This window comes from Gymnodinialimonas sp. (assembly GCF_059726805.1).
Window position 1 is genome coordinate 1,176,576 of the sequence record NZ_AP041059.1, and the last position, 16,967, is coordinate 1,193,542.

The following is a 16,967-nucleotide window of genomic DNA, read 5'->3' on the forward strand; positions in this document are numbered from 1 at the left end:
GGGGGCTCGGGCATAGTGCGATTGGTCCTCCCCGTGCTGCCAAGTCAGGCTTGACAATACAAGGCAGATTTACTTAACTTCGCAACAATTAACATGTTAAGGGTCCCATGCCCCACTTTCACATCGACTATTCGGCCAACCTGGAAGACACCGTGGATATGGCCGCCCTCTGCGAGGCGATCCGGGCCGAGGCCGCTGCAATCGCGGCCTTCCCCACGCCCGGCATCCGCGTCCGCGCGACCCGCGTGGACCATTATGCCATCGCCGACGGCAACCCCAAGCACGGCTTTGTCGATATCTCGGTCCGCCTGCGCGCGGGTCGGCCGGACGATGTGAAACAAGACGCCATCACCCGCATTTTCGAGGCCGCCAAGGCCTGCCTGTCCGAGGCTATGGCGACCCATTCCATCGCCCTCTCTGCCGAGATGCGCGACATCGACGCCGCTCTGTCGCCGAAGACAGGCACCATCCGCGACCATCTGGAGGATCCCGCATGAACAAGCTGGACGAGAACCTGGCCAAACTGGACGGCTACCTGGCGCGGTTCCGCGACACAGGTATCCTCAACCGCATCGCGGGCGCGGATGTTGCCGGGGCAGGGGGTGTGTTTCAGACCATCTCTCCGATCGACAAGAGCGTCATTTGCGACGTGGCCCACGGCGCGGCGGCGGATATCGACGCCGCCGCCCAGGCCGCCCACGCGGCATTCGCCCCCTGGCGCGACCTTCCCGCGACGGAACGTAAGCGCATCCTGATCCGCATCGCCGAAGGGATCGAAGCACGGGCCGAAGAAATCGCCCTGTGCGAATGCTGGGACACGGGCCAGGCCTTCAAGTTCATGTCCAAAGCCGCCCTGCGCGGCGCGGAAAACTTCCGCTATTTCGCCGATCAGGTCGTCCAGGCCCGCGACGGCCAGCACCTCAAATCGCCTACCCTGATGAACGTGACCTCCCGCGTGCCGATCGGCCCCGTGGGCGTGATCACCCCTTGGAACACGCCGTTCATGCTGTCGACCTGGAAGATCGCGCCGGCCCTCGCGGCGGGCTGCACGGTCGTCCACAAACCGGCTGAAGCCTCGCCCCTGACCGCGCGCCTGTTGGTGGAAATCGCCGAGGAAGCGGGCCTGCCGCCCGGCGTGCTCAACACCGTCAACGGGTTCGGCGAGGGCGCGGGCAAAGCGCTCTGTGAACACCCCATGATCCGCGCGATTGCCTTTGTGGGGGAGTCGAAGACGGGCTCGCTGATCACTAAGCAAGGCGCTGATACGTTGAAGCGCAATCACCTGGAGTTGGGCGGCAAGAACCCCGTCATCGTCTTTGACGACGCCGATCTGGACCGCGCGCTCGATGCGGTCATTTTCATGATCTATTCGATCAACGGGGAACGCTGCACCTCGTCCTCGCGCCTTCTTATACATGAAAGCATCCGTGAGGCGTTCGAGGCCAAACTCACCGCGCGCGTCAACAACATCAAGGTTGGCCACCCCCTCGACCCCGCCACCGAAATCGGCCCCCTGATCAGCGAAGAACACTTCGCCAAGGTCACCAGCTATTTCGACATCGCTCGCGATGACGGCGCCACCATCGCGGCGGGGGGCGAGGCCATCGGCGACACCGGATACTTCGTGAAACCAACCCTCTTCACCGGGGCCACCAACGACATGCGCATCGCCCGGGAAGAGATATTCGGCCCCGTCCTCACCTCCATCCCATTCACCACCGAAGACGAAGCGCTGCAGATCGCCAACGACACGCCCTATGGCCTGACCGGCTATGTCTGGACCAACGATTTGACCCGCGCCCTGCGGTTCACCGAGCAACTTGAGGCAGGCATGATCTGGGTAAATTCCGAGAACGTCCGTCACCTGCCAACGCCTTTTGGCGGCGTGAAAAACAGCGGCATCGGGCGCGACGGCGGCGATTGGTCGTTCGAGTTCTACATGGAACAAAAGCACGTGGGCTTCGCGCTCGGCCCCCACAAAATCACCAAGTTAGGAGCGCTGTAGATGCCCGTCCCCGCCCCCAACCTTTACCCCGATTTCAACACCATTCGCCTCAGCCACGTCTGCCTGAACGTCTCTGATCTCGCGGCCTCCAAGGCGTTCTATGCCGACACCCTTGGCCTTCAGATCACGGATGAGACGCCAAGCCACGTCTACCTCCGCGCCATGGAAGAGCGGGGGCATCATTGCGTTATCCTGCAAGCCTCTGACCAGCCCGGCACGGTGGAAGTCCTGGGGTTCAAGACTTTCGATGACGCCGATCTGGACCGCGCGCAGGCCTATTTCCAGGCCCTGGGGCGCCCGACGTCTTGGGTCGACCGCCCCTATCAGGGCCGCACCCTGCTGACCTCGGACAACATGGGCATCCCCTTGGAATTCTACCACAAAATGGACCGCCTCGCGCCGATCCACCAGCACTACGCGCTCTACAAGGGTGTCAAACCGCTCCGCATCGACCACTTCAACTGCTTCTCCCACAACGTCGATGCCTCGGCGGCCTTCTATTCAGACTTCGGCTTCCGCGTGACGGAATATACCGAGGACGCGGACAGCGGCCGCCTGTGGGCCGCCTGGCTGCACCGCAAGGGCGGCGTCCACGACATGGCGTTCACCAATGGCACCGGGCCGCGCCTGCACCACGTCGCCTTCTGGGTGCCCACGCCGCTCAACATCATCGATCTGCTCGACCTGATGGCCACCACGGGCTACGTCGGCAACATCGAACGGGGACCGGGGCGGCACGGCATCTCCAACGCGTTCTTCCTCTATATCCTCGACCCTGACGGTCACCGGACAGAGATCTATTGCTCGGATTATCAAACGGTTGACCCAGATCTGGAGCCGATCAAGTGGGATCTGCAAGATCCCCAGCGCCAGACCCTCTGGGGGGCGCCCGCGCCAGAATCGTGGTTCAAGCACGGCTCGCCCTTCGTGGGCGTGGCGACCCAGGACAGCGACATCGCCGCCAGCCCGATTGTCGCGCCATGAACTGGGATGACTACGCCCAATGGGGCCGCCACATCGCCGATTGGGGCGCGGAGTATCACAAATCCCTGCGCGACCGCCCGGTGCGGGCGCAGACAGCCCCAGGTGCCATCGCCGCGCAACTGCCCGCCGCGCCGCCCGATGCGCCCGAGGCGATGGACGCTATCATGGCCGATTTCGACGCTATCGTGATGCCCGGCATGACCCATTGGCAACACCCGCGCTTCTTCGCCTATTTCGCCTCCAACGCCGCTCCGCCCTCCATGCTGGCTGAGCAGTTGGTCAATACCGTCGCCGCCCAATGCATGCTGTGGCAGACCTCCCCCGCCGCGACCGAGTTCGAAGGCGTCATGGTGGATTGGCTCCGCCAAGCCCTTGATTTACCAGCGCCTTACACCGGCGTCATCCAGGACAGCGCGTCCTCGGCCACGCTTTCTGCCGTGCTGACCATGCGCGAGCGGGCGACGGGCTACACCGGCAACCGTGAGGGTCTGGGCGGCAAGGGGCACCTGCGCGTCTATTGCTCGGAAGAGGTGCATTCCTCCATCGACCGAGCCGCCTGGGTCGCCGGCATCGGGCAGGACAACCTGATCAAACTGCCCACCAAAGGCCCGCGCTTTGCCATGGATGTGGACGCTTTGCGCGCCGCCATTACCGCCGACATCGCAGCGGGCCACACCCCTGCGGGCATCATCGCCATCACCGGCGGCACCGGGGTGGGCGCCTCAGATGACCTCGGCCCCATCCTCGCCGTGGCGAAAGAACACGACCTCTACACTCACCTCGATGCCGCTTGGGCCGGGGCGGCGATGATCTGCCCCGAGTTTCATGCCGCGTTCTGGGACGGTGTCGCGGGCTACGACTCCATCGTTTTCAACCCGCACAAATGGCTCGGTGCGCAGTTCGATTGCTCGGTCCAGTTCCTGCGTGACCCCACTCCGCAGCTCAACACCCTGAAGATCGAGCCCGAGTATCTGAAGACCTCAGGCGATGCGGTCACGAACTATTCCGAATGGACGATCCCCCTCGGGCGTCGTTTTCGGGCGCTGAAGCTCTGGTTCCTGATCCGGTCCTACGGCCTCGACGGCCTGCGCAGCCGCATCCGCAATCACGTGGCCTGGGCCGGAGAACTCGCCGGGGCGCTGCGCGACGCAGGGTTCGAGATCACGTCCGAGCCGATCCTCAGCCTGTTTTCCTTTCGCTGCCCCGGCAGCGACGACGACCAGCAGCGCCTAGTCGACGCGCTCAATGATGATGGCCGCATCTACCTGACCCAGGGCGCGTTCCAGGGCCGCAAGGTGATCCGCTTTCAGGTCGGGCAATTCGACTGCACCCGCGATGATGTGATGATGGCGCGCGATGTGATAGACGAGGTCTGGAAAAGCCTATGAAATACGCAAGTTACATCGCCCACGGGCAACCCTATTACGGCGCCGTCACCGACGAGGGCATGATCGCGCTCAGCCCCGATCTGCCGCAATGGCGGACCCTGCGCGAGGTGATCGTCGCAGGCACGTTCGACCAGTTGGCCGATCTGGCGCGGGGCAAATCCGTCACCCATACGCAGTTCACCTACGACATGGTGCTGCCCGACGCGCAGCGGATCCTTTGCGTTGGCGTCAACTTCCCCGACCGCAACGCGGAGTACAAAGACGGCAGCGACACACCCAAGTATATGTCGCTGTTTCCGCGCTTTGCCTCCGGTTTCACCGGCCACGACCAACCGCTGATCCGCCCGCCGGAAAGCCCGCAACTGGATTACGAGGGCGAGGTCGCCGTGGTCATCGGTAAACCCGGGCGCCGCATTGCCCAAGCCGATGCCTACGACCACATCGCGGCCCTGACGATCTGCAACGAAGGCACGATCCGCGACTGGGTGCGGCATGCGAAGTTCAACGTCACGCAAGGTAAAAACTGGGACCGCTCGGCAGCGCTTGGCCCCTGGCTGGTGCCCTTCACCGACCCGGGCCAGCTTGATGATGCCCGCATCATCACCCGCGTGAATGGAGAGGTCCGCCAGGACGACACGCTGAACCGAATGATGCATCCGATCCGGCGTCAGATCGAATACATCTCCACTTTCATGACCCTCCAGCCAGGCGACGTCATCGTCACCGGCACGCCCACAGGCGCGGGCGCGCGCCTCGATCCCCCGCGCTTTCTGACCCCCGGAGATCTTGTAGAAGTAGAGGTCAACACCATCGGCACGTTGCGCAACACCGTTGCGGATGAGGTGCTATGACCCCTGAAGACCACGCCCGCGCCGCCGAAGATCTGTTGCAGGCCGAGGCCACGGGTCAGCAGATCGGCCTTCTGACCCTCCGCCACCCCGAGATGGGGATGGACGACGCCTATGCGGTGCAGAAGGCGATCGCGGTGGCAAAGCAGGCCCAAGGACGGCGCGTGATCGGCTGGAAGATTGGCCTGACCTCGCGGGCGATGCAAAGCGCGCTCAACATCGACATTCCCGACAGCGGGATCCTCTTTGATGACATGGCCTTTGACGATGGCGCGACGGTGCCCAAAGGCCGCTTCATCCAGCCCCGGATCGAGGCAGAGATCGCCTTCGTCATGAAAGCACCCCTCGGCGGTGCCGACGTGATCCGCGACGATGTGCTGGCCGCGACTGATTACGTCGCGCCCTCGCTGGAGATCCTCGATACCCGGATCACCCGCGTCGACGCGGCCACCGGCCAGACTCGCAGCGTTTTCGACACTATCAGCGACAACGCCGCCAACGCGGGCGTGGTTCTGGGCCGCGCGCGCCACGCGCCCGAGGCCTTCGACCTGCGCTGGGTGGGGGCGATCACGCTTCGCAACGGCGTGGTGGAGGAAACCGGGCTGGGGGCAGGTGTGCTCAACGATCCGGTGGAAAGCGTCGTCTGGCTGGCGCGGCGCATGGCGCAATATGGGCAAAGCATCACGGCGGGGCAGATCATCCTGTCGGGCAGTTTCATCCGCCCGGTGGAATGCCCGCCTGGCACCCGCATCCACTCAGATTTCGGCCCCTTCGGCCATGTCGATCTGAGCTTTGACTGACGTGAGGTCAACGGCCAAGTGGATCGGCCATTCTCCTACGCGCCAATCCAGACGGCAAAGCTTCGCTCAATCAGCCGCCAGACCCGAATTTCCTGTATACAGGCGTAGACCGTTTCGCCTAAACCGTTTCAATTGCTAACATTACGACTCGGCGACGAGCCGTGGTACGGAGCGGACGTGACCCTTTCTGACGACCTCGCCTTCAAGATCTACCAGTCGCTGCTGGACGCGACCGGAGACGCCGTAAACCTCCAGGACTTCAACCGCTACCAGCCCTTTTTCCAGGTCCCCTCGGTCCTTGAGACCTTTGAAGGTCGCAAGTCGATGGATACGCCCGAGGCCTTGAAACTGGCCTTCGACAAAGTGCAGCAGGGCCTGCAAGAGATCGGCGCCACGCGCATGCTGCGCACCTGTAGCGTTGCGCAGTTCGACGGGCCCGAGACGATCCGCGGTGTCCATGACACCCGGTTGGTCGACGCCGAGGGCCGCGTGATCGAGGCCTATTGCGGCATGAGCACCCTGCGCCTGCATGAAGGCCATTGGCGCATCGCGCTCAGCCAGTTTGTGGAAGAGACGGTGTCGCTACCCTCCAAGACCCTGCGCGGCTTTGACCAAGGCCCCAACTCGGCGACGGCCGCCCAATAACGCCCACCAATAAACCCTAGTCGTCGCCCTTCGCGGCGGCTGCGGCGCCTCCCTTGCCCAAAGCGACGGTCCCGAACGGTCCGCCGTGGACCATCTGTGCGAGGTCCGTCGGGTCCCCTGCGCCTTCGCTTGCCAAAATCTCCTCGGCGAATTGCTCGGCGTTGTCCTGCGGTTTGTAGCCCAGAAACGCAGCCTTGGCATTGTCCACCGGGCTGCGGTCATTGTCCGAGACGCCGTAGATCACCGCAAAGCCGGTTGTGGGCGTGTCGATGGCCCGCTGCACCAGCCGCACCAGATCGCCATCGCTCAACCAGGTGCCCAAGGCGCGGGCGTTCTTCACCGGCGCACACGACAGGATGCGCAGGTGGACGCTTTCGATCCCGCGTTTCTCCCAGTACATCCGGCCCAGGTCTTCGGTGAAACACTTCGCCAGCCCGTAAAAGGTATCGGGGCGGTGCTCTGCGTCAATTCCTATATAAGATTGGCGGGGATGCATGCCGACGGCGTGGATCGAAGAGGCATAGACGATGCGTCGGGCCCCGGCCTTCTGGGCGCTTTCCCATACGTTGTACGAGCCCACGAAGTTCGGACCCAGCAGCTCCTCAAACGGACCCTCATCGACGATGGCACCGAAATGCACCACCATCTCTACCCCGTCCATCATCGCCGCAATTGCAGCGTAGTCGGCCAGATCGGCTTTCACATAGCTCTCATTCGCCGCCAGGGCATCGACGCTGTCGGCAATGTCCGAGCTGACAAGCTCTTCACACATCGCCGCCAGCGCGGGCCGCAGGAGAGAGCCACAGCGGCCAGCCGCCCCGGTCAGTACAATTTTCTTCAGCATATCAGGGGCCTTTCAGATTACGGCAGTCTCAAGAACCGGCGCGTCCTGCGCGATCCGGTTGACGGAAAAGGGGCTCATGTCGAGGGTTCGGAACGCGCCATGGGTCAGCCATTCGGCGCAGGCTCGGCCCATGGCGGGGGATTGCTGCAGCCCGTGGCCGGAAAAGCCGTTGAGGAACACGAAGTTCGGCACATCCGGGTGCGGCCCGATAATCGCGTTCTGATCCAACGTGTTGTAGGCATAATGCCCGGCCCATTCCGATTGCACGCGGATCGCCTCGAACGCCGGGATGCGGGTGGCGATCAGGGGCCAGACGTGGCTTTCCCAAAAGGCGTGATCCATGGAGAAGTCATCAAAAGCGACGCTTGGATCATGGTCCGGGTGCCCGCCCGCCAGATAGGTGCCGCCGCCGTTGTCGCGCACATGCACGCCCGAGGGGTCGATGGTCAGGGGCAGGGGGCGGTCCAGGGGCGTTTCCGCCTTGAAGATCCAGGTGAAGCGTTTGCGCGGCTCCACCGGCAGGTCCAACCCCGCCATCCGCGCCGTGACCGCCGCGCGCGGGCCCGAGGCGTTGACGACCTGGCCACAGCCCACAACCTCGCCCGATTTCAACGTGACCGCGGTGATCCCTGCAGGCCCCCGGGTCATCTCCACCACTTCATTGGCGACGTATTCAACGCCCCGCTCGCGTGCCTGGCGTTTCCACCAATCAAACAGGGTCGCGCCATCGAAATAGCCTTCGTTCACCGTGTTGATCGACCCCAACAGGATGTCGTCCACATTGTAAAACGGGTAGGCCGCCTTGATCTCATCCGCCGTCAGCAACCGCGTCGCGGCCCCGGCGGCGGCCTGAATTTTCTGGTTATCGCGCAGGGTGCCGGCAAAGGCTTCGCTGTCGGCCAGATAGAGGTAGCCGTAGGAATGGATCGGCAGATCAGGGATCCGCTCGTCCCCGCCCATATAATCGCGGGCGTTGCTGACGAAGTCGGCGGCAAACTGGCTGATGCGGATGTTCAACTCGGTCGAGAATTGCTGCCGCATGCAGGAATTCGTATGCGCGGTAGAGCACCATTCGTAGGACGGATCCCGTTCCACCACCAAGACGGTGCCGTCGAAATCCGGGTTGTCGGTGAGGAACCACGCGGTGGAGGACCCCATGATCGCGCCGCCGACAATCACCACGTCGTAGCTGGCACGTGTGGGCACGGTATCGAATGTCAGTTTGGCCATGGCACGTCCCCCTTTTTGAGAACGCTTACCCGAGCCGGAGACGAAGGCAAGCTCTGTGACCTAGGCCAGCGCGTTTTCGTCCTTCACCGCCTCCATCGAGACATGGGTCGACGTCGCGGCGACATGGGGCAGGCGGCTGATGACCTCGCCCAACACCCGGCGATAATCGGTGATATCGGTCGAGCGGACTTTGAGCAGGTAGTCGAACGCGCCCGCGATCATATGGCATTGTTCGATCTCGGCGACGGCGCGGGCGGCCTCGTTGAACGCGCGCAGGGCGGGCTCGCGGGTATCGCTCAGGCGGACCTCGACGAAGGCCACATGGGCCAGGCCCAGGCGCGCGGGGTCCAGAACGGCGCGAAACCCCTGGATATACCCCTGTTCCTGCAGGCGCTTCATCCGCGTTTGGCAGGGCGTCTTGGACAGGCCCACACGGCTCGCCAGCTCGGTCACCGGAATGCGTCCGTCACTGGCCAGAACGTTCAGGATTCGCAGATCGGCTGGGTCAAGTGAACTGTCCCTGGGCAGGTTCAAAGGCATAAGTTGATCTTTCCGGTCAAATTTCAGGCCATTTCCATAGCATGCAGCCCCTCCTCGGGCAACTTGCCCTCCTCGCATCTGCTATAATGAGGGCGTCATTTCCCCCTCGTGCCGGAGCCTCCGCCATGTCCAACCTCGCCACCCTCCGCTCTGCCATCGCTGCCGCTTATCACGAAGACGACGCCCGCGCCCTCGCGCGTCTGCGTGCCGCCCATCCCATCGATACCGCGACCCGCAAAGCCGCAAGCGCCCGCGCCACCCGCCTGGTCTCCGACATCCGCGCCCAGGATCGCGGCGGATTGATGGAGGTCTTCCTGGCCGAATACGGCCTGTCGACCGCCGAAGGCCTGGCCCTCATGCGTCTGGCCGAAGCGCTGTTGCGCGTGCCTGACGACGCGACCGTTGATGCGCTGATCGAAGACAAGATCGTGCCCGCCCAGTGGTCCAGCCATCGGGGCAAGTCGAAGTCCGGCCTGGTGAATGCCTCCACGCTGGCGCTGATGCTGACCGGCGCGGTGCTCTCGGACGAAGACACCGCAGGCATCGCGGGCACGCTGAAAGGCGCCGTCAAACGGTTGGGAGAGCCGGTGATCCGCAAAGCCACCCGCCGCGCGATGAAGGAGATGGGCAACCAGTTCGTCCTGGGCGAGACGATCGCCGAGGCCGTCAAACGCGGCCGTGACCGCGCGGCCCAGGGCTATACCTTCAGCTATGACATGTTGGGCGAGGCCGCCGTCACGGCTCAGGAGGCCGACACCTTCCACGCCGCCTACGCCCATTCCATCGCGCATCTGGCCAAGCACGCGACCCGCGACGACATTCGCGAGAACCCCGGCATTTCCGTCAAGCTCTCGGCCCTGCACCCGCGCTATGAGGAGGCCCAACGCGACCGTGTGATGGCCGAGCTGGTTCCGCGCGTGCTGGACCTCGCACAAGCTGCGAAGGCCGCGAAAATGGGCTTCAACATCGACGCGGAAGAGGCGGACCGCCTCGACCTGTCGCTCGATGTGATCGAGGCGGTGCTGGCCGACGCCTCGCTCCAAGGATGGGACGGTTTCGGCGTCGTCGTGCAGGCCTACGGCAAGCGCGCGGCCCCGGTCATCGACTGGCTCTACGCCCTGGCCAAGACCCATGACCGCCGCCTGATGGTGCGGCTGGTGAAGGGCGCCTATTGGGACACCGAGATCAAGCGCGCCCAGGTCGCTGGCTTGCCGGGCTTCCCGGTGTTCACCACCAAACCCGCCACCGATGTGTCCTACCTCAGCTGCGCGCGGCAACTGCTGGACCGCACTGACCGCCTCTACCCCCAGTTCGCCACCCACAACGCCCATACCGTCGCCGCCGTGATCGAGATGGCGGACGACCCGCAAGCCTTTGAGTTCCAACGGCTTCACGGCATGGGCGAAGAGCTGCATGATCAGATCCACCGCTCTAACGGCTCTCGCTGCCGGATCTACGCCCCCGTCGGCGCGCACCGGGATCTGTTGGCCTACCTCGTCCGCCGCCTGCTGGAAAACGGCGCGAATTCCTCTTTCGTCCACAAGATCATGGACGAGGCGACCCCGCCCGAAGCCGTTGCCGAAGACCCCTTTGTCACGCTTGAAAATCCCGCCACGCCGGTCACCGAACCCACCGCCCTCTACGCGCCGGAGCGTCCCAATTCCCATGGCATCGACCTGACCGATCCCGTGACGCTCGCCGCGCTCGAAACCTCCCGCGCGCCTTTCCGCACCGCCACGTGGCAGGCGGGCTGGGGCACCGGTGCGACCCTTCCAATCACCAACCCCGCTGATCCGGCGGACGTCGTCGGAAACGTGACCCTCTGCACCGCAGAGGATGCCGAGAAGGCCATCACCCAGGCTACCCTCTGGAACGATCCAAATCGTGCCGAAATCCTCAACCGCGCCGCCGACCTCTACGAGGCGCACACGGCCGAACTCTTCGCTCTGCTGGCCCGCGAAGCCGGAAAAACCCTCCCTGATTGTGAGGCTGAATTACGCGAAGCCGTTGATTTCCTGCGCTATTACGCCGCCCGGATCGCGGATCTGCAAGACCCCCCCCGGGGCCGCGTCACCTGCATCAGCCCTTGGAACTTCCCCCTGGCGATCTTCACGGGCCAAATCGCGGCGGCGCTCGCTGCGGGCAACGCCGTGCTCGCCAAGCCAGCCGAATCCACCCCGCTGATCGCCGCCCGCGCCGTTGCCCTCCTCCACGAGGCGGGCGTGCCGTCCACGGCCCTGCAACTCCTCCCCGGCGAAGGCGCGACCGTCGGTGCGGCCCTCACCAGCCATCCTAAAATCGACGGCGTGGCCTTCACCGGTTCCACCGCGACGGCCCAGGCCATCCACCGCGCCATGGCCGATCACCTGGCCCCCTCCGCGCCGCTCATCGCCGAGACCGGGGGCCTCAACGCGATGATCGTCGACAGCACAGCCTTGCCGGAACAGGCGGTGAAAGACGTGATCATGTCCGCCTTCCGCTCGGCCGGGCAACGCTGCTCGGCGCTGCGGTGCCTTTATGTGCAAGAGGATATCGCGCCCGCCTTCCTCACGGCGCTGTACGGCGCCATGGATGAGCTGTCCCTTGGCAGTGCCTGGCCCCTTGCGACCGACATCGGCCCGGTCATCGACACCCGCGCGCAAGCGGGCATCGCGGCCCATATCGCCCAGGCCCGGGACGAGGGTCGCGTGCTGTACCAAACCGACGCGCCCACCACCGGCACTTTCATCGCTCCGACCTCGATCCGCGTCAGTGCCATCACGGATCTTGCACAAGAAATCTTCGGCCCGGTCCTTCATATCGCGACCTTCAAGGCGCGCGATCTGGACAGGGTCATCGATGAGATCAACGCCACGGGCTACGGGCTGACCTTCGGCATCCACTCCCGCATCGATGACCGGATTGCGGACGTGACCGGGCGGATCAAGGCGGGCAACCTCTACGTGAACCGCAACCAGATCGGGGCCATCGTCGGCAGCCAACCCTTTGGCGGGCAGGGGCTTTCGGGCACCGGTCCCAAGGCGGGCGGGCCGTCTTATGTGCCCCGTTTCACCCGCGCGGCTCAAGGCCAGGGCGTGTCGGACAGCCCCGCCGATGTGTCCGCCGCCGCCCACGATCTGCGCGTCGCCACCCCCGCCGACCGCGCGCTTTCCATGCGCGATCTTCCCGGCCCGACCGGAGAGACCAACCGCCTCACAACGCACCCAAGGGGCCGCGTCATCTGCGCAGGCCCCGGAGAGGCGGCCGCCCGGGAACAGGCCAAATACGCCACTGCCACCGGCTGCGCGTCGGTCCTTGCGCCAGACCTTCCGGCAGAGGCGCTGGCGTCCCTGCCGCCGTTCGATGCGTTGATCTATTGGGGCACGGCGGCGGAGGCGCGCCCCTACCGGCAGGCCCTGGCGGCGATGGAGGGCCCGATCCTGCCCCTGATCACCGAGGCCGATCCCACGCCCCGCCTGATCCAGGAGCGTCATACCTGCATCGATACCACCGCCGCGGGCGGCAATGCGGCGCTACTGGCGGCTGTCGCTTGAAAACCAGGCAATGGCGGCGTCTGCGACGTCGCCGTGCCCCACGGCGTCCATGACCATGACCCCTTCCAGCACCGTCAAAAGCGCGCGTGCAGCGGTGTCGGGGTCCGTTGTGCCCTCAGGCAGGCGCGCCAGCACCCAGGCCACGAAACCGTCGATCATCGCGCCGCCGGTTGCCGCGTAGGCCCCTTCACCGCGGGCGGAGGCCGCCACGATATCCAGCCAGATCCGCGCATATCCCGCTGCCACCGGGTTGCGCATGACGGCCACGATGGCCCCCAACAGGGCGCCCCGGCTCGGAAACCGCCCCTCCGGGATCGCCGCGTCAAGCCCGCCCAGAAAGCCCTCGGCCAGATACGACAGGAGGGCGGCGATCACGCCGTCCTTGTCGCCGAAGTGGTAAATCAGCATCCGGTCCGATGTCCCCGCGGCCTTAGCCAAGGGCCGCAGCGAGGCCGTCGTCAGCCCGTGCTCCAACACATGGGCGGCCATCGCCTCCAGCCATCTTTGTGTCTTCGCATTGATATCGCTCATAAGTTCCCTGTTGTAGCGAGTGCTACATATCCGTATTGTAGCGCTCGCTACATTTCTCAAGGACACGCCTTAAATGACGCTCTTTCAAATCCTACCTGCCATTGCATTCGCCCTGACTGCAATCTTTGTGCTCACCCGCGTGACGGCAAGCGCGCCCGCCCGCCCGGGCCTTTGGCGCTTCCCGGCCGTGCTTTGCGCGCTGTTTACCGGTTGGACCCTCTACACCATCGTGACGGAGGGCGTGCTGCTGGTCTGGGTCAATCATTCGAGCAATGCCTGGGGCAATCAGGTCTGGTTTGACCTGCTGCTGGCGGTCTCCCTCTCCTTCGCAGCCCTGGTGCATCGGGCACGCAGCCTCGGGATGTCGCTGTTGCCCTGGGCCCTCTTCGTCATCGCCACGGCGTCGATCGGATTGCTCGCCATGCTGGCGCGGATCCTCTATCTGCAGGAGCGTCCGGCGGCCTAGCCTCACTGCTCCATCGCCGCGTCCCAGGCCGCCAGGAAACTCTCTCGGTTCAACCGATCCAGGTACACCATCAGGGCCGGTCCCAGGCGGATCGGCCCGAAGGGAGAGCCCGCCGCGTCCCCCCGCGATTGCAGCGGCGGCAGGACCGGCGCGGCTGCGCCCTCGCCCATCCCTTCGCGCAACAGCGCGTCCAACATCGCGCCCGCCGCCGCGTCTTCCGTGGCCGTGACCGGGATCAGCGCCGTGCGCAGCATCACGTTGGCGAAGTCCTCCACCGCCAGGATCGCCAGCCCTTCGTCCCGGTCCAACCTCTGCGCCGCGTAGGAGCCCAGGACGTTGTAGGCCAGCGCCAGATCCCCGCTCGCCACCGCGTCAATCATCTGGGCCGAGCAGCAGTAGAGCTGCGAGTCCAGCCGCCCCATCACCTCCGTCAGCCGCCAATAGGCGTCCGACGAGCGCGCCTCTTGCGTCGCAAACAGATACCCCAGGCCGGACCTGCGCAAATCGTACGTCCCCAACCGGCCCGCAAACCGCTCCGGGTTGTCGCGCAGAAGCGTGACGAGTTCGGCGCGGGTGCGGGGCAGGGGCAGGCCCGCAAACCGCGCCTCGTTGATCACGATCACCGCAGGCTCTGCGGTGAAGGCGAACAGCTGGTCGTTCCACCGCGCCCAATCGGGCAGCGTGTCGGTGACGCCGCTCGTGTAGCTCTGCGCATAGCCGTCATTGGCCAGCGTAAACTGCAGGTCCATGGCCGACGACAGGACCAGGTCAAACGCCGCCCCGCCCCGTATCGCCCGGTTCAACTCGGCTGAGGATGCGGCGACATAGTCGATCCCCACCTCCGGGTTATCCTCTTGAAAACGCAGCAGGAACGGCTCAAACACATCCAGATCCGCGGTGGAAATCACCCGCAACACAGCACCTCCGGTGCCGGGATATTCCCGCCGATCCTCAATCTCGAATTCCTGCCCCCAAGCCGCCGCTGCGAGGAGCGTAGCGAGGAGGGGTGGGACCACCCAACGACCAACGACAGCCCTCAGGCCGCTGGCAAAATCAACCGCACACATGCGCCGCCTCCTTCCGCAAAGCCCAGATCCAAGCGCCCGCCATGGGCGCGCAGCGCCTCTTCCGCGATGGTCAGCCCCAGGCCTGATCCGACGATGCCCTCCACCTTGTCACCGCGCTGAAACCGCTCCGTCAAATGCGCGGCGGACATGTCGCCGAACCCCGCGCCCTCGTCGCGCACGCTCACCAGCGCCTCGCCCCCGACCTGCGCCACGTCGACCTGCACCACGGTCTCGGCGGGTGAGTATTTGATCGCATTGTCCAACACATTGCGCAGCGCGTTCTGCAACAGGATCGCGTCGCCCTCCACCGCCACCTCGGCCAGGGACATCGCGATGTCGATGTCCTTCATCTCCGCCGTCGGGCGCAGGGCATCGGCCACCGCGCTGGCCAGCGCGGCCACGTCCACCCGCTCGCGCGCCAGATCGTCGGCGCGAAACGACACCATCGCGTGGTCCAGCAGCTGCGACGCCGACCTGGAGCTGTCGTCCACCGCCCGGATCACCCGGCGCAGCGTCTGCTTCTGCGCCTCTTCCTCGACCGAGCGGAGGGCGATCTCGGCTTGGGTCCGCACAATCGCCAGCGGCGTGCGCACGCGGTGCGCGGCCTCGGCGATGAAGTCCTCGGACCGCTGGATGGAGGCGCCCAAGCGCTCCATCAACCGGTTGAGCGCGCGCACCAGCGGCATCAACTCCGGTGGCCCCCGCCGGCGCAACGGCCGCAGGTCCGATGGCCCGCGGGTGGAGACGTTTTGCGCCATCGTGTTGAGCGGCCGCAGCGACGCGCGCACCGCATAGGCCGAAAGGCCCACCGCCAGAAGGAACACGCCAAGCGACAGCACCGCCGCCTGCCGCGACAGCCCCGCCGCGATGCCCTGCACCCCGTCGCGGGTCTGCGCCAGGGTCACGGTGATCGGCACCGCTTCGCCGTCGGACAGGATCACGCGCATCACCGATACGGCCCGCACGGTGGCGTCTCGGTAGTCCAGGGTGGCAAATCGCACCTCGCCCGGCGTCACCTCGGGCCCTTCCAGGTCGGCGTAGCCCGTCAGCACCTCCGCGCCCGTTGCGACCCGGTAGAACACCCGATCCTCACTGATCGCACCGAGCATCGAGAAGGCGGCATAGGGCAGCTCCAGCCGCACCTGCCCCGCTTCCGAGCGCAACGTTTCCGCGATGGAAGTGGCCGAGGCCGCAAGAATATTGTCCTGCGTTCGCCCCGCCGCTTCCCGCGCAAAGCTCGTGACCATGCCCCAGCTCACCAACGCCAAAAGCGCCACGATTGCCGCCAGAAACAGCGTCAGTTTCCGCGCGATCGACCAGCCGGGCTGCACGCTCATACGGACATCCGGTAACCCGCCCCGCGCACAGTTTCAATCTTCACACCCACTCCGTCGAGCTTGCGGCGCAGACGCCCCACATAGACCTCAATCGCGTTCTCCGTGACATCCGCATCGTGGCTGAACAGCCGGTCCATCAGTTGTGATTTACTCAGGATATGCCCCGGATTGCGCGCAAAAACCTCCAGCAGCCGGATCTCCCGGTTGCGCAATTCCACCACCGCGTCGCCCGCCCGTAACGTGCCCGCCGTCGGGTCAAACACGGCCTCCCCCAAAGCCACCTCATTCTTCGCCGCGCCGCCCCGCCTGCGCAGCACGGCGCGGCACCGCGCCTCCAGCTCGCTGAAGTCAAACGGCTTGGTAATGTAGTCATCCGCCCCCTGGTCCAACGCCCCCACCCGGTCACTGATCTGGCTGCGCGCAGTCAGCACGATCACAGGCGTCTCCAACCGGTCCCGCCACCGCTTTAGCCGGTCGCGCCCATCGCCATCGGGCAACATCACGTCCAGAAGAATCAGGTCATATTCCGCCACCGCCAGGCTGTCTTCCGCCTCCGCCAAAGTGCCCGCATGGTCCACCGCATGGCCATCCAGGCCCAGTCTTTGAACGACTGAATCCGCCAATTCTGCATTATCTTCAACGAGTAAGAACCGCATGAACACTCCCTTAAGTTGCATGTCAGGCTGCTGTCAGCTTCGAATGCAACGCTTAAGGAATGGGCGGCGGACGACCGCCTGTCAAATGGGAGG

Annotated in this window: 16 protein-coding genes; 9 read left to right on the plus strand and 7 right to left on the minus strand. The window is 65.0% G+C overall.

All coding sequences use genetic code 11. The features are described 5' to 3' along the window. The first annotated feature begins 107 nt into the window (after positions 1-107). The 7 genes from AC6I9R_RS05825 to AC6I9R_RS05855 all read left to right on the plus strand — a co-directional run bounded on the left by AC6I9R_RS05825 (position 108) and on the right by AC6I9R_RS05855 (position 6,670). A complete protein-coding gene (locus AC6I9R_RS05825; protein WP_461427886.1) occupies positions 108-497 on the plus strand; it encodes a 5-carboxymethyl-2-hydroxymuconate Delta-isomerase in 390 nt (129 codons plus the stop codon). Next, positions 494-2,005: a 5-carboxymethyl-2-hydroxymuconate semialdehyde dehydrogenase gene (gene hpaE / locus AC6I9R_RS05830; RefSeq protein WP_461427887.1), complete on the plus strand. Its 1,512-nt coding sequence runs from the start codon at positions 494-496 to the stop codon at positions 2,003-2,005. Before AC6I9R_RS05825 ends, hpaE begins: the two co-directional genes overlap by 4 nt. After that, positions 2,006-2,989, plus strand: coding sequence for a 3,4-dihydroxyphenylacetate 2,3-dioxygenase (gene hpaD / locus AC6I9R_RS05835; protein WP_461427888.1), 984 nt, complete (start codon positions 2,006-2,008; stop codon positions 2,987-2,989). After that, positions 2,986-4,377 (plus strand): pyridoxal phosphate-dependent decarboxylase family protein, encoded by a 1,392-nt coding sequence (locus tag AC6I9R_RS05840; RefSeq protein WP_461427889.1) that lies wholly within the window; start codon positions 2,986-2,988, stop codon positions 4,375-4,377. Before hpaD ends, AC6I9R_RS05840 begins: the two co-directional genes overlap by 4 nt. Then, positions 4,374-5,228 carry a fumarylacetoacetate hydrolase family protein gene (locus tag AC6I9R_RS05845; protein WP_461427890.1) on the plus strand — a complete coding sequence of 285 codons (855 nt, stop codon included), beginning with the start codon at positions 4,374-4,376 and terminating at the stop codon, positions 5,226-5,228. The genes AC6I9R_RS05840 and AC6I9R_RS05845 overlap by 4 nt, the downstream gene beginning before the upstream one ends. Then, the gene (hpaH, locus tag AC6I9R_RS05850) at positions 5,225-6,025 is read left to right on the plus strand and encodes a 2-oxo-hept-4-ene-1,7-dioate hydratase (protein WP_461427891.1); all 801 of its coding nucleotides are present in this window, start codon (positions 5,225-5,227) and stop codon (positions 6,023-6,025) included. Before AC6I9R_RS05845 ends, hpaH begins: the two co-directional genes overlap by 4 nt. A gap of 177 nt (positions 6,026-6,202) precedes the next feature. Continuing rightward, positions 6,203-6,670, plus strand: a complete 468-nt coding sequence (locus AC6I9R_RS05855) for a hypothetical protein (RefSeq protein WP_461427892.1) — start codon at positions 6,203-6,205, stop codon at positions 6,668-6,670. A 16-nt stretch (positions 6,671-6,686) separates the two neighbouring features. Here AC6I9R_RS05855 and AC6I9R_RS05860 read toward each other — a convergent pair whose 3' ends face one another. The 3 genes from AC6I9R_RS05860 to AC6I9R_RS05870 are packed head-to-tail and all read right to left on the minus strand — an operon-like array spanning position 6,687 to position 9,284. Continuing rightward, a complete protein-coding gene (locus AC6I9R_RS05860) occupies positions 6,687-7,514 on the minus strand; it encodes an NAD-dependent epimerase/dehydratase family protein (RefSeq protein ID WP_461427893.1) in 828 nt (275 codons plus the stop codon). A 12-nt stretch (positions 7,515-7,526) separates the two neighbouring features. Beyond that, complete coding sequence (locus tag AC6I9R_RS05865) at positions 7,527-8,744, minus strand: NAD(P)/FAD-dependent oxidoreductase (protein ID WP_461427894.1); 1,218 nt, start codon at positions 8,742-8,744, stop codon at positions 7,527-7,529. Between the two features lie 60 nt (positions 8,745-8,804). Then, positions 8,805-9,284 (minus strand): Lrp/AsnC family transcriptional regulator, encoded by a 480-nt coding sequence (locus tag AC6I9R_RS05870; RefSeq protein ID WP_461427895.1) that lies wholly within the window; start codon positions 9,282-9,284, stop codon positions 8,805-8,807. 125 nt (positions 9,285-9,409) lie between these two features. Between AC6I9R_RS05870 and putA the strand changes: the two genes are divergently transcribed. Beyond that, positions 9,410-12,817: a bifunctional proline dehydrogenase/L-glutamate gamma-semialdehyde dehydrogenase PutA gene (putA, locus tag AC6I9R_RS05875; RefSeq protein ID WP_461427896.1), complete on the plus strand. Its 3,408-nt coding sequence runs from the start codon at positions 9,410-9,412 to the stop codon at positions 12,815-12,817. Here putA and AC6I9R_RS05880 read toward each other — a convergent pair. Then, positions 12,797-13,348: a TetR/AcrR family transcriptional regulator gene (locus AC6I9R_RS05880; protein WP_461427897.1), complete on the minus strand. Its 552-nt coding sequence runs from the start codon at positions 13,346-13,348 to the stop codon at positions 12,797-12,799. The two genes, putA and AC6I9R_RS05880, sit on opposite strands and share 21 nt — an antisense overlap. A 73-nt stretch (positions 13,349-13,421) precedes the next feature. Between AC6I9R_RS05880 and AC6I9R_RS05885 the strand changes: the two genes are divergently transcribed. Continuing rightward, positions 13,422-13,814, plus strand: coding sequence for a hypothetical protein (locus AC6I9R_RS05885; RefSeq protein WP_461427898.1), 393 nt, complete (start codon positions 13,422-13,424; stop codon positions 13,812-13,814). A 2-nt stretch (positions 13,815-13,816) separates the two neighbouring features. On the opposite strand, the gene AC6I9R_RS05890 is transcribed toward AC6I9R_RS05885, so the two are convergent. From AC6I9R_RS05890 to AC6I9R_RS05900, 3 genes are read right to left on the minus strand one after another with little or no spacing between them, the layout of a single operon-like run. After that, positions 13,817-14,881: an ABC transporter substrate-binding protein gene (locus AC6I9R_RS05890; RefSeq protein WP_461427899.1), complete on the minus strand. Its 1,065-nt coding sequence runs from the start codon at positions 14,879-14,881 to the stop codon at positions 13,817-13,819. Continuing rightward, on the minus strand, positions 14,851-16,218 hold the full coding sequence (locus tag AC6I9R_RS05895; protein WP_461427900.1) for a sensor histidine kinase: 1,368 nt from the start codon (positions 16,216-16,218) through the stop codon (positions 14,851-14,853). Before AC6I9R_RS05895 ends, AC6I9R_RS05890 begins: the two co-directional genes overlap by 31 nt. Beyond that, positions 16,215-16,874: a response regulator transcription factor gene (locus tag AC6I9R_RS05900; protein WP_461427901.1), complete on the minus strand. Its 660-nt coding sequence runs from the start codon at positions 16,872-16,874 to the stop codon at positions 16,215-16,217. Before AC6I9R_RS05900 ends, AC6I9R_RS05895 begins: the two co-directional genes overlap by 4 nt. Positions 16,875-16,967: the final 93 nt, after the last annotated feature.